This is a genomic window from Sporosarcina luteola (assembly GCF_007991495.1).
In the GTDB taxonomy this organism is placed as follows: Bacteria; Bacillota; Bacilli; order Bacillales_A; family Planococcaceae; genus Sporosarcina; species Sporosarcina luteola.
The window spans coordinates 1-13,848 of record NZ_BJYL01000050.1 but is presented as its reverse complement, the minus strand read 5'-3'; the positions used below and the strand labels follow the sequence as shown (position 1 = coordinate 13,848).

Sequence of the window (13,848 nt, the reverse complement as noted above, 5' to 3'; positions counted from 1 at the left end):
GGAATTCACTTCCTTGAGCGCGGGCCATCCCCCCCTCTCCATTCATCCTTTGCTGCGATTCCAAAAAGAAAAGACTGCCGCCTTATATGAAAGACGTCAGTCGATGATTATTCCAATTCAATTTGTTTTGTTTCAGTTCCTAGCACGATGACAGCAAGGACGCCGATGATAATTGCTCCGCAGAAGATGCCGAAGATCAGACCGAATCCGTGGCCTGCTGTTAGCAATGAGCCTACGAGCAACGGGCCGAAGATGCCGCCGATCCTGCCGACTGCTGCTGCTGTTCCGGAGCCGGTCGCCCGTACCGCTGTCGGGTATTGTTCCGGTGAATAGGCGTAGAGTGCGCCCCATGCTCCTAAGTTGAAGAATGAAAGGAATGCGCCTGATACAAGCAACATAACAAGTCCTTCTGCATTTCCGAATAGAAGTGCACTGACAGCTGTGCCGATCAAGTACGTTGACAGGACGAACTTACGGCCTGCCCTCTCAATGAGCCAAGCGGCGGTGAAGTAGCCCGGCAGTTGCGCCAATGTCATGATGAGCACGTATTTAAAGCTGTGGATCATGTCGAATCCTTTCATGACCATGACGCTTGGCAGCCAAAGGAACATGCCGTAATAGGAGAACACAACAGTGAACCAGACGATCCAGAGCATTGTCGTTCTGCGTGCATATTCTTTTGACCAAATGAGTTTCATTTTTGCGCTGAATGATTGCTTCGGTTTCCCTTCACTCACGAATTTCGGGGAGTCCGGCAAGTTCCGACGCAAGTAAATTGCATAAAATGCCGGAAGGGCTGTCAGGATGAGTGCAATTCGCCAACCGTATTCCGGGATGACGAAGTATGCAATTAATGCTGCAACAAGCCAGCCTGCCGCCCAAAAACTTTCCAATAAGACAACGACTCGTCCACGCTCTTTTGCGGAGACGCTTTCCGAGACGAGTGTGGAGGCGACGGGCAGTTCTCCACCGAGTCCTGCACCGACGAAGAAACGTAAAATAAGGAAGAGAGTCAATGTCGTCGTCAGTGCCGACAGTCCACTTGCCAATGAAAAGATCACGAGCGTCATCATGAAGACATTTTTCCTGCCTACACGATCGGCTAACAGTCCGAAGCCGAATGCGCCGACAGCCATGCCGATGGAATTCATACTTCCGATCCAACCCATTTCAGCCGGCGACAAATGCCATTCGACCGCGATGGCCGCGATGACGAAGGAAAGGATACCGACGTCCATTGCGTCGAACATCCAGCCTGTGCCGGAAATGACTAGTAATTTATTGCGGGAAATCCCGTTTTTTTTCGTTTTCACAATTTGTCTGCCTTTCGTTGTAGAATGATAGTGTCTTGACACTTGTCATTATACTTGCGAGCGAACAGAATAACAAGAGTTCATTTAACTTGTACACAACCGCCCGTCAACTATGCGCGCGTGCACACCCAATTTGTCCATGTCGAAATGATGGACTTCGCCCCCCACCCAAATTTCAGTGCCACATCGGGCGAGCCCTATCGTAATGACACCTTCCTTATCTGTCATTATGACGGTTTTAACTCCATTCATGGAGCCGGTTTCTTTAATGGAGACCTTTTCTCTGGCTTTTATTTCGCCACCGCGGCAGCAGCCTTCAATAAATACTTTTTTATTGGCCGTCACGGAGCAATTGTGAAGGCCAGCCTCTGTCACTTCGATCGTTCCGTTGCACGACAGGATGCTGTTGACGGCGTATGGGATTTTCAAGTAATTATTACTGCTTTCCCCTTTAGTATAGTGCTTCACCAACGCACGTCCTTCTTCCAAAAGTTGTGAGAAGTCGGCGGCATTGCGTACTGTCGTTAAAGACGTATCCGTAAAGACGCTGTATAGTTTATCCGTAACCGGGATCCAATCCGATGATAATTGTGCAGCGCGCTCTTTGATTTTTCGGATGAAATCTCGCTTTTTATCGTGGAATTCAAAGTATTTTTCTTTCAGGATAACACGTACCAACTCTTTCAATTCACCTGCATCCACATCTTCCAAATGAACGCCCCGTATGTCGATGATTTGATGGATTGTCTTTTGCATTTGGTCTAAATAGCAGAGCAGTTCATCCAGTTGTTCCGCCAATTTCTCCTCGAGCACTTCCTGCATGCCTACACTCACTGTGGATGAAAAGACATGACCTTGAATAGCAAGAGATCTTCCCGCATCGATTGTCGCTTTGCGAACCGATCCCCCGATGAAGATTTTGCCCGTTGCCGAGACGGTCATGGAGTTTTCTACGTCTTCACCGATTCGGACATCGCCATTGAACTTGATATTTCCACTGCTTAGATTGACCGTCCCATCATGAACGAACTCACTTTTCACTTCAATTTTGATGAAAGAACAATGCTTTTCAATCAATAATCGCCCCGGTGCAAGTGCATATATTTTATTCCCACGCCGTTCCACTTGCTCGCCAAGTCTTAAGTTTAGATCGAACACTTCTTTTGTCGGAACCGGATTTCCAAACAGATCCATGCCATCCACTCCAGGAACAGCGGGCAAATAGGTCGCAACGAGCCCATTTTCTTCGACTGTTTCAATTGGATTCATCTCTCTGAAATCGATTTTTCCATGTTCTGAACAGGGATTGTTCTCTATTTGACTATGTAAATAAAGATCACCGTTGAACCCTTCCACTGGAAGATGCCCTTTGGCAATGATTGCTTCGAAAGGCGTCAATGATCTCGTAGCTTCTTCGATGGCAGACCGATTAATTCTTTCAGTAATGCCCATTTGTTCGAGTTCGTTAATAATTTCATTGGAATCCAAGTTATTATAGAGTTCGATTTCCTCTTCCACGAGTTGAGCTTTAAGGACTTCTCTGCCACCCGGATGCCGTTTACCAGGAGTCACAGTTAGTATGGCAATAATATTATGTTCAATTAGCCTGATCTTATAATGCGGCGGCGTTATATCGTTATTCAAAGCTGTAATCTCTCTCATTCCGTCACCCCGCGCAAAAGTTTACTTTTATTCTATCACAGGTGCCTGCCACCAAAACAATTCTCAATTGTTTCGGTGGCAGGCACCCTTCTAACGAAAAAAGGGCTTGTTCACTGTTATGCGAACAAACCCCATGGATTTACTTATAGTGCTGATTCGACTTCTTCGATCATTGCTTTCATGGAGAGCAAGCCGCCACCTGATAGGTACCAGTATTCTCCATTCAAGTAGACGATTTTGCCGTTTTTATATGCATCCGTTTTCTTAACAAGTTCATTTTCCACAGAATCTTTTGCACTTGCGCCGTTGCCGATTGCCGCGTCACGGTCGATGACGAATAGGATATCCGGGTTTTTCTCAAGAATGTATTCGAATGTGATGTTTTGACCATGTGTTGAAACTTCAATCTTTTCATCTGCCGCTTTATAGCCCATTACATCGTGGATGATACCGAAACGGGAGCTCGGACCATATGCGCTCACTTTTCCTTCATTCGCAAGAACGATAAGCGCATTTTCGTCTGAAGCAGCCGTTTTTTCTTTAATTGCCGCAACTCTTTCATCAATGTCAGCTAACTCGCTTTTCACTTTGTCTTCCTTGCCAAAGATTTCACCCATCAATTCTGCATTATGTTTGAATGAATCCATATAATGCGCAGTGTCGATACCGACGTAAATTGTTGGAGCGATTTCTTCGAATTGCTCATAAAGATCAGATTGGCGACCTGAAATGATAATGAGGTCTGGTTTCATCTCATGAATCGTTTCAAAATCAGGTTCTTTTAAGCTTCCTACGTTTACATACTTATCGTCGTCATATTTCGAAAGGTAGCCTGGCACGTTTGTTCTTGGCAATCCCGCCACTTCAACGCCTAGGTCATCCAATGTATCAAGGGTACCAAAATCGAATACAACTACTTTTTCAGGGTTTTTCGTTACCTCAACAGGAGTGTCGCTTAGCTCATGCTTAACTGAAACTGTTTCACTTACATTATTTGCATCAGAACCTGATGTGCTGCCTTCATCCTTCTTATCCTTCGTACCACATGCCGCAAGTACAATCATAAGGGAAGCAAATAATAGCGTCATTGTTAGCTTTTTCATAAAATATCATCCTTTATTTTCAAGAGTTGAAATACACACATATATTACAGTTATTCATTCTTTTAATCGGGATATCCATATCATATATTTGCTTCAATGCATCTGAATTGATGATTTCTTCTGTTTGACCATCTTTAACAACCCTGCCATTTTTCAAAGCGACAATTCGATCAGAATATACAGACGCAAAGTTGATGTCATGGAGAACGATAACAACAGTTTTACCAAGATCATCGACTAATCTACGTAGGATTTTCATGATTTGGACGGAATGTTTCATATCCAGGTTATTTAACGGTTCATCAAGCAGAATATAGTCCGTATCTTGGGCAATGACCATCGCGATAAATGCACGCTGACGTTGTCCACCTGATAATTCGTCCATATATTCATATTGCATATCCATTAATCCCATATAGTCCATGGCCTGCTCAACAATCCGGATATCTTCTGCATTCAGCTTACCTCGAGAATAAGGGAATCGACCGAATGATACCAATTCACGGATTGTCAGTCTTACGTTCATGAAATTGGATTGTTTCAAAATCGAAACGCGTTTTGAAAACTCATTGGATTTCATTTTATGGACATGATCGTTATCTACAAGCACTTCTCCAGTATCCGCATCAAGCAGACGGCTGACCATCGAAAGAAGCGTCGACTTCCCCGCACCGTTCGGGCCGATGAAAGATGTAATTTTACCACGATGGATATTGACATTCACCTTTTCAACGACAGCCTTTTTTCCATAGAACTTCGATAATTCCCGAACTTGGATCATGAGGATCGACTCTCCTTTAATAGTAAGTAGATGAAATAGACACCGCCGACAAAGTTAATGATGACGCTTAATGTAGTTGAGAACGTGAATACCCGCTCCACGATCCACTGCCCACCAACAAGTGCAATGACACTCATCACTGAAGCACCTGCAATAAGGACCTTGTGTTTATACGTTTTGAAAAATTGATACGATAAATTTGCGACGATTAATCCAAAAAAGGTAATCGGACCAACGAGTGCTGTCGACACAGATATTAAGACTGCCGAAATGACGAGCATCGTCTTGACGACACGATCATAGGATACGCCTAAGTTAATCGCTGTATCTCTGCCGAGTGAAAGGACATCCAGATCATTGAATGATTTCCAGCCGACTATGAACGTCAGAACGACAATCCCAAGAGCCCACCAGACCAATTCTCCGCTCACATTATTGAAACTCGCAAACATTTTGTCCTGCACCCGTAGAAACTCATTCGGGTCGATCAGCACCTGCAGAAATGTCGAGATGCTTCCAAAAAAAGTTCCGACAATAATTCCGACTAGCAGCAGGAAGTAAATTGGCTGCCCTCCTCTTTTAAAGAGGAACCGGTATAGAATGAGGGCAAAAAGGATCATTGCCGAAACGGACAATATGAAATTCACATGTCGGTTCACAATCGTTATATGACTGGAGCCAAGGAAAAATATCAAAACCGTTTGAAGCAATAAATACAAAGAATCCAATCCCATTATACTTGGTGTCAAAATCCTGTTATGCGTAATCGTTTGGAAAACGACTGTAGAATATGCAATCGCAACCCCGGTAAGCACCATCGCTATTACTTTGATGCCGCGGCGAGGAAGTGCATAGTCAAAACTTCCATTCAAGCCATAAAACAAATACAATGCACAAAAAATAACTGCAAAAACCGTAAGAATGATCATTTTAGTAGAATTACGCATATGCCTTCCTCCTAAACAACAAATAGAGGAATATACCGCTTCCGATGACACCGACCATTAAGCTGATCGATATCTCATAAGGATAGATGAGAACCCTGCCTAAAATATCACAGACCAGGAGAAATATTGCGCCTAACAAAGCGGTATGCGGCAATGTCTTTTTCAAATGATCCCCATGGAAGATCGATACGATGTTCGGAATGATCAACCCTAAAAACGGGATCATCCCGACAGTCAAGATGACAGTAGTTGTTACAAGGGCCACCAATATCAGACCGATATTGACGATCCTCTTATAAGCGAGCCCCAAGTTTTTCGAAAAATCTTCACCCATTCCAGCTACCGTAAAACGGTTGGCATATAAATAAGTGAGGATCAGCACAGGGATGCTTATGTATAAAAGCTCGTACCTCCCCTTCATAATCATCGAGAAGTCACCTTGCAGCCAAGAGGCCATATTTTGGATGACATTCGATTTATATGCGAAGAAGGTTGTAATCGATGATAGTATATTTCCGAACATCAGACCGACGAGCGGAATGAAAATCGCGTCTTTAAACTTGATACGGTCCAAAATCTGCATGAACAGCAATGTACCCGCAAGCGCAAAAACAAATGCGACAATCATCTTCTCAATCGTCGAAGCGTTCGTAAACAGCAGCATCGAAACTAATATCCCCAACCGGGTCGCATCCAATGTACCCGCGGTTGTCGGCGACACGAACTTATTCCTGCTCAGCTGTTGCATAATGAGACCCGCAATACTCATCCCCGCTCCTGCGAGAAGGATTGCGACTAGCCTCGGCAACCGGCTAATAAGGAAAATCTCCGTCTCTTCCGAACCAAAGTCAAGGAGGTCCATCGGTTTGATCGTACTCACTCCCACGAATAACGAAAGGAATGAAAGTAGTATGAGTGCTATAAACAAATAACGTTTCTTCATGAAGAAAGAGCTCCGATATCGAATATTTGCTCCAACTGAGAATCACCACTAATGAAAACGATTATCAATTAGCTGCAAACCCAATTATAGCAGGTATGTAACCAGTGTCAACTGATAATTGAAAATGATTATCAATTACAATGAGATTTCTAGAGTTCGTAAAAACAAACAGCTGTTGCAGCGCGGTTTTCAGCAATTGTGGCAAGATTTTGAAGGCACCTATGATTCCGTAACGCACACTCAGCTCCCATTAAATTCTCAATTGACCCATCCGCAGTTAGCATAAAAAAAGTGGTTATGGCAGCTTGTCTAGCTGTCCATAACCACTTTTGTAAGATCACTCCTGGCCTTGCATTAATTCTTCCAAATCAACTGCTTCGTCGAGTACTTCTTGTGGAACGACGATTTCATCGATTTCATTGATTTTCGTAATGACCGATTTCATCTTTTGAACAATATGCAACTCTTCTTCTTCGATTTTCATCGTCATATCCATGTTCATATCGAATGCATTCGTATAGAATGTTTCTTTGTCGATGTTAATCGTAACTTCCAAGCTCTTCACGTCCATGTTATTCATCAGATCCGCTTCTTCTTCAGTCATTTCCATATCCGCAGGGAAAGCCGATCCCATTAATTCTTTCATCAGGCCACTGAATTTATCACCAGAAGCAGCCAACGTCAAAATATACTCGTCATCTGTCTGTTCGAATTTGAAGTCATCCTTGAATTCGTTGAACATCTTCATATCCAATGTCGGATCTGTTTCGCCGCCCATTTGCGCCATCATTTCATCATACATATCATTCGGCATTTTGATCCATTGACCAGATTCAGGGTCATTCATGTAGAAACCGGATTCGTTCATGTAAAGCTCCATGTCCATTGCGCCCATGTCACCCATGTCCATGCTCATCACTTGGTGCATAGCCAACGGCTCGATGATCATATCCATATCCATCTTGATTTTTGAATCCATCTCAAGCTCTTGACCTGGAATCGACATTTTTTGGTCGATATCCATAACCGCATGCATGCTCTTTTGTTCCTCTGAAACTTCCATCGCTTTGCTATATACTTCTTGCGCCGTCATTTCGCTTTTCTTAGTTACTTCCACTTTCTTACCAGTGTCAGCGTCTGTTTTCGGTTCCGCTGGCGATCCGCAAGCCGCCAATCCCAACGCAAGCACACCAACACCTAAACCTTTTATCCATTTTTTCATGCTTTTCGCTTCCTTTCATGTACCCTCAATTTTTACTACTCCTAATCATACGGCATTAACGGAAAAGGGTTCCACCTTTTTCCGGCATTCTTTCTTTTTGAACCTTTTATACCACACAAATCGCATATGCCTTTTCTCATCCCGCCGGTGCCTGCCACCCATTGAATTCTGAATTGTGTTGGTGGCAGGTACCCTTGAAGTTATATTTCGACTATAGAAACTTTTTCGTGTCCTTTGGAATGAAATTCGTTATAATAGCTGAAGCACAAAGAAAGGACATCAAATTATGCTAAAAAAATTCTTTTCATACTATAAACCGCATAGACGGCTTTTCATCATCGACTTTTCTAGCGCCATTTTCGTAGCATTGTTGGAATTAGCCTTTCCGGTGGCCGTTCAATGGTTTATCGACAAATTGTTACCTTCCGGAGATTGGGGAAGAATCGTCACGATCAGCATCTTGCTTCTATTAGTCTACTTGATCAGCACATTCCTCCAATACATCGTCAGCTATTTGGGGCATAAGCTTGGCATCAATATCGAAACAGACATGAGGCAACAGCTGTTCAACCATGTCCACCGACAATCATTCCGTTTCTTCGACAATACGAAGACGGGACATGTGATGAGCCGGATTACAAATGACCTTTTCGACATCGGCGAACTCGCCCATCACGGGCCTGAGGATGCCTTCATCGCAGTCATGACAATCATCGGAGCTTTCATTCTCATGTTTAACATTAATCCTGAACTGGCCGTCATTGCGATCTGCATGGTGCCGCTCCTCATCGTACTTGTGACATTCTGCAACATTAAAATGAATGCTGCGTGGCAGAACATGTATGGAAAAATTGCAGACGTCAATGCGCGTGTCGAGGATTCCGTATCAGGTGCGCGGGTTGTCAAATCGTTTACAAATGAAGACTTCGAAATTTCGCGATTCAAAAAAGACAACGGCAGTTTCAGACTAGCGAAACTCGTTGCCTATAACGTCATGGCTTGGACGCATTCAAGCATGTATATGATGACGAGGCTTGTCACATTGATCGTCCTTGTCGTCGGGGCATGGTTCACGTACAACGACCGCCTCACGCCAGGGGAACTCGTTGGATTTATTCTTTTCGTCAATATTCTCATTAAGCCTGTCGACAAGATCAGCGCTTTGCTTGAGTTATATCCGAAAGGGATGGCGGGTTTCAGGAGATTCCTTGAGTTAATCGACCAGGAGCCGGAAATTAAAGATCGTGACGGTGCGAAGGCAGTCAGCCACTTGCACGGCGATATTTTGTTCGACGATGTTCATTTCCAATACGATGATAGCAAATACGTATTGAAAGGCATTGATTTATCAATTAAATCCGGAGAGACGATTGCATTCGTCGGTCCTTCCGGTGCTGGGAAGACGACAATCTGTTCGCTTATTCCACGGTTTTACGATGTCGATTCGGGCGCGATTTCAATCGATGGCATCGATATCCGAAATATGACGCAGCAGTCGTTGCGTTCTCAGATCGGGATTGTGCAACAAGACGTCTTTTTATTCACAGGGACGATTAAAGAAAATATCGCGTACGGTAATTTAGGAGCATCTGACGAAGAAGTGAGAGCCGCTGCGCAAAAGGCTCATTTGGAGGATTTCATCGCTTCGCTTCCTGACGGCTATGAGACGCAAATCGGCGAGCGGGGCTTGAAGTTATCCGGCGGTCAGAAGCAACGTCTAGCAATTGCGCGCATGTTCTTGAAAAACCCACCGATTCTCATTTTGGATGAAGCAACGTCCGCTTTGGATACAGAGACAGAGCGCATCATCCAGCAATCTCTGAACGAACTTGCGGAAAATCGGACAACGCTTGTCATCGCCCACCGTTTGGCGACTATTCGGGATGCAGACAGAGTCATTGTCGTGACAGAAGACGGTATTGCTGAGGATGGAAGATACGATGATCTCGTAAGAAAAGGCGGCATTTTTGCGCGTCTGCATAATATTCAATTCCAAGAGGTTTAACTTTTGGAAAAGCGGGGGATACTATTATCATCCCACCCCCTTTCTCTTTATAGATAAAAACCGTACCGGTGACTTTCAAGTCACCTGGTACGGTTTTTTCGTTTCTGTCCAGCTACAGGCGCTAGATGCTTGGGTCATAAGTCAAAGCTTTTCGCTTAATGACTAACAATAAACTCTTCAAACTTAATCCGTTCAGCGCCATCCATTTCAACGGTCATCAATGTGCCGTCCTCTTCATAATCCGTCTTTTTCACGTTCGCTGTGTCATTCAAATAAGACACGACATCTCCCCGATCAAACGGCACGAGAAGCTTGCACGTAATGTATTGTTCGAAGAGCTTCTTTTTGACCAACCCAATCAGCTCATCCAAACCGTCCTCATCTTTAGCAGAAATCCACACACTGTCCCCCGTAGTCCTTGGGTAAGGGATGCCTGCAAGGTCGGCTTTATTATACACATTGATCGTCGCAATGTTTTCCACGCCGACGTCCTCAAGTGTTTTATTCGTCACTTCCATCATATAGCGGTATTCGGGATTCGAAACGTCAACGACATGCAGAAGAAGGTCTGCTCCGCGTGCTTCTTCCAGCGTCGAACGGAATGCTTTGACAAGGTGATGGGGCAATTTTGAGACGAAGCCGACCGTATCCGTCAGCAGGAATTCCTTGTTATCCGCCAACTTCAGATGGCGGACTGACGTATCAAGCGTCGCAAACAACATATTCTCTTCATATACTTGTTTCGCTGTTTCCTCATCCATTTTACGCAATAAGCCATTCATCAATGTCGACTTGCCCGCATTCGTATAGCCGACAATCGAAACGACATGGATGCCGCTTTTTTTCCGTTGCTTCCGCTGTGTTTCACGACGGTCGCGTACATGTTCAAGGTCTTTCCGCAATTTCGCGATCTGATCTTCGATTTTCCGTCGATCGAGCTCAAGTTTCGTCTCACCGGCACCTTTGTTCTGGAAGCCGCCGCCAGTTCCGCCCCCTTGCCTGCTCAATGAAGCGCGCAATCCGACAAGCCGTGGCAATGTATATTGCAACTGCGCCAGCTCCACTTGCATCCGCGCTTCATGTGTCCGTGCCCGTCTCGCAAATATATCAAGAATAAGCATCGTCCTGTCGATGACCTTCACTTCAAGTTCCTGCTCCAAATTTCGGATTTGGGACGGTGACAGCTCATCGTTAAAAATGACCAAGTTCGCGCCCGTCTCTTCATATAGCTGCTTCACTTCTGCAACCTTACCCTTGCCTACATAATGGGTGGGATTTTTACGTTCCAAGTTCTGTGTCACTTCGCCAACGACTTGCACGTCGATCGCCTCAGCTAAATTCTTCAATTCTTCCATTTCATAATCGAAATGCTCAGCATTTTGCTCCTGTACTCCGACAAGAACCGCATGCTCAACCAAAATCTCCATAAAACGCGCCCCTTTCGCACTTTCCTTTATTCCTTCTTTCAAAAAATCACAACTACGCATAAACCTCAAAAACGGCGCGTAAAATCAGAAACGGATCCTTCAGCCTTCCCGTTCTCCCATAACAACATCGCTTAACCTATCTTTTCCCGCTTCTTGTTGAATAAATCTTAACCGGACATTTTCCAATGAAATATCATTCGAATCTCCAACCTTCTGTGACAGAAGCACCGCCCATTCCCCAGTGTCTCTAAGCGGATCCTCCACACCGAATACACATTCTTGGATTTCCAATTTTTCATTCGCCTCAATCAATGTCCCATCCTCACGCAACTGGGTAAAGCGGTCATTCTCAGGCTCTTCCCACTCAATGAAAAACGGATATGGCAATTCATTAGTAACCGGTTGATCGACAAACAACATCTTCCACTTCCTCAAAACTCCGCTTTCCGTTCGTCTCTCAGCATCCAATACGCCGGAAGTTGCAAAACCCTTATTAATAATACCTTCATTGAATTGCTCAATATCATCGACGGACAAGCAAATCGTGCCCCACCCATCTCCCACCGATATATCATGCAACAGCAATCGGGTCAACGGATGATCTACTTGTTCTGCGACGTCAGGCCGTTCGACGGCAAGCCATTCCACATATGCATTCGCCATATACATGAGTGCATTATGCGTCCCCCATTTCTCATGTCTACCTCCGACTACAGCATGCTTGCCATTTCGCTTTTGTTCTTCAACGATTTCGCCAGGACTTTTTGATGTGAAATAAACAACATGGTCAAGTTTCATCCGCGCATCCCCCTTTTTTATTAGCGTACCATATTATAAGAAAAACAGCCTTCGATTGTCTTAACCGAAGGCCGTCCATTTCATCTTATCTTTCTTTTTTAAGCATAACTTGTGCATCGTAAAATTCTTTATCAATTTCAGCATTTGGTCGGTAAGTCATCAAGCTGACTACATATGTGACGACCAAACAAATAAGGAAGCCCGGAACGATTTCATAAAGTCCGTCCGATAAAACTTTGATATTACCCCAAACCCCTACAGTAATAGCCCCCGCGACCATTCCCCAAAGGGCGCCGGTCGCAGTAAGTTTGCGCCAATAGAGGGATAGTAGAATAATTGGACCGAACGCCCCACCAAAGCCCGCCCATGCAAAAGAAACGAGTTTCAAAATGGACTCTTTATTCGGCCAAGCAAGCGCCATCGCTACGATTGAAACGACAAGCACCGCCATCCGTCCTAGAAAGACATAGTGCTTATCTGTCGCATCCGATTTAATAACTGCTTTGTATAAATCCTCGATCAAAGCCGAAGACGTAACGATCAACTGCGAGGAAATTGTACTCATGACAGCTGCAAGCACCGCCGCAAGCATAATCCCTGCAATGAAAGGGTGGAAGATGATTTGCCCAAGCGCTATAAAGACCGTTTCTTCATCGACAAGTTCAGCACCAGCGTTTTGATGGTAATATGCGACACCTACTAAAGCGGTGCCGATTGCGCCGAACAAGCTCAAGATCATCCAGCCGATACCGATCCGACGAGCACTTTTCGTCTCTTTCACAGATTTGATTGCCATGAAACGGACGATAATATGCGGTTGCCCAAAATAGCCGAGCCCCCATGCAATGGAAGAAATGACACCTGCCACGGTCGCACCTTTTACAAGACTGAGCATATCTGGATTCACTTGACGGATGCTTGCCGCTGTCTCCGCAAAGCCGCCAGTCAATGTCAGGCCGACAATTGGCACTAATAATAATGCCAAAAACATGATCAGCCCTTGCACGAAGTCTGTGTAGCTTACCGCCAAAAAACCTCCGAACAGCGTGTAAGCGATCACAACTGCAGAAACAATAAGCAATCCTACATGATAATCAAGACCAAATGAGCTCAAGAAGAACTTACCGCCTGCCACCATACCCGAAGATACATAAAACGTAAAGAAAACAAGAATAATAATACCTGAGGCAATGCGTAGAAATCTCGATTTATCTTTCAGTCGGTTTTCCAAATAACTTGGAATGGTGATGGAGTCGTTCGATACTTGCGTATAAACGCGAAGTCTTGGTGCTACAAGGAGCCAGTTCAAATAGGCACCGATTGTCAGGCCGATGGCAATCCACGCCTCCGTCAACCCTACCGCGTAAATGGCGCCCGGAAGTCCCATTAGCAGCCAGCCCGACATATCCGCAGCACCCGCACTCAATGCGGTTACAGCAGGTCCTAGAGAGCGTCCGCCAAGCATGTAGTCAGTTAAGTTGGAAGTTTTCCGAAATGCATACCAACCGATGAAAAGCATGACAGCCATGTAAAGGATAATGGCAATTAATTGATACATATCGCTAGTCATAGTTCCCCTCCTAATTTATTAATTCCTTTTAATAATAGCACTTTTAAAATAAAAAAATATTGTTTTTTTAAAAATTA

Annotated in this window: 11 protein-coding genes; 1 reads left to right on the top strand and 10 read right to left on the bottom strand. The window is 44.5% G+C overall.

Annotation, left to right across the window (positions count from 1 at the left end):
• Positions 1-107: 107 nt before the first annotated feature.
• From niaP to SLU01_RS15800, 7 genes are all read right to left on the bottom strand, one after another.
• Entirely contained in the window at positions 108-1,313 is a 1,206-nt protein-coding gene (gene niaP / locus SLU01_RS15830) for a niacin permease NiaP (RefSeq protein ID WP_507772827.1), read from the bottom strand.
• A gap of 84 nt (positions 1,314-1,397) precedes the next feature.
• Positions 1,398-2,975 carry a FapA family protein gene (locus tag SLU01_RS15825; protein WP_147060114.1) on the bottom strand — a complete coding sequence of 526 codons (1,578 nt, stop codon included), beginning with the start codon at positions 2,973-2,975 and terminating at the stop codon, positions 1,398-1,400.
• Positions 2,976-3,118: 143 nt separating this feature from the next.
• Entirely contained in the window at positions 3,119-4,078 is a 960-nt protein-coding gene (locus tag SLU01_RS15820) for a siderophore ABC transporter substrate-binding protein (RefSeq protein WP_147060112.1), read from the bottom strand.
• Between the two features lie 19 nt (positions 4,079-4,097).
• Complete coding sequence (locus tag SLU01_RS15815; protein ID WP_147060110.1) at positions 4,098-4,859, bottom strand: iron ABC transporter ATP-binding protein; 762 nt, start codon at positions 4,857-4,859, stop codon at positions 4,098-4,100.
• Positions 4,856-5,806 (bottom strand): iron chelate uptake ABC transporter family permease subunit, encoded by a 951-nt coding sequence (locus tag SLU01_RS15810; protein ID WP_147060108.1) that lies wholly within the window; start codon positions 5,804-5,806, stop codon positions 4,856-4,858. Before SLU01_RS15810 ends, SLU01_RS15815 begins: the two co-directional genes overlap by 4 nt.
• Entirely contained in the window at positions 5,799-6,749 is a 951-nt protein-coding gene (locus SLU01_RS15805) for an ABC transporter permease (protein WP_147060106.1), read from the bottom strand. Before SLU01_RS15805 ends, SLU01_RS15810 begins: the two co-directional genes overlap by 8 nt.
• Positions 6,750-7,086: 337 nt before the next feature.
• A complete protein-coding gene (locus SLU01_RS15800; protein WP_147060104.1) occupies positions 7,087-7,971 on the bottom strand; it encodes a DUF6612 family protein in 885 nt (294 codons plus the stop codon).
• A gap of 286 nt (positions 7,972-8,257) precedes the next feature.
• Here SLU01_RS15800 and SLU01_RS15795 point away from each other — a divergent pair, with 286 nt between their 5' ends.
• A complete protein-coding gene (locus SLU01_RS15795) occupies positions 8,258-9,976 on the top strand; it encodes an ABC transporter ATP-binding protein (protein WP_147060102.1) in 1,719 nt (572 codons plus the stop codon).
• A gap of 155 nt (positions 9,977-10,131) precedes the next feature.
• Here the strand turns inward: SLU01_RS15795 and hflX are convergent, their stop codons facing one another.
• The 3 genes from hflX to putP all read right to left on the bottom strand — a co-directional run bounded on the left by hflX (position 10,132) and on the right by putP (position 13,771).
• Positions 10,132-11,403, bottom strand: coding sequence for a GTPase HflX (hflX, locus tag SLU01_RS15790; RefSeq protein ID WP_147060100.1), 1,272 nt, complete (start codon positions 11,401-11,403; stop codon positions 10,132-10,134).
• A gap of 99 nt (positions 11,404-11,502) precedes the next feature.
• Positions 11,503-12,201 carry a VOC family protein gene (locus tag SLU01_RS15785; RefSeq protein WP_147060098.1) on the bottom strand — a complete coding sequence of 233 codons (699 nt, stop codon included), beginning with the start codon at positions 12,199-12,201 and terminating at the stop codon, positions 11,503-11,505.
• A gap of 85 nt (positions 12,202-12,286) precedes the next feature.
• Complete coding sequence (gene putP, locus SLU01_RS15780) at positions 12,287-13,771, bottom strand: sodium/proline symporter PutP (protein ID WP_147060096.1); 1,485 nt, start codon at positions 13,769-13,771, stop codon at positions 12,287-12,289.
• Positions 13,772-13,848 lie beyond the last annotated feature (77 nt).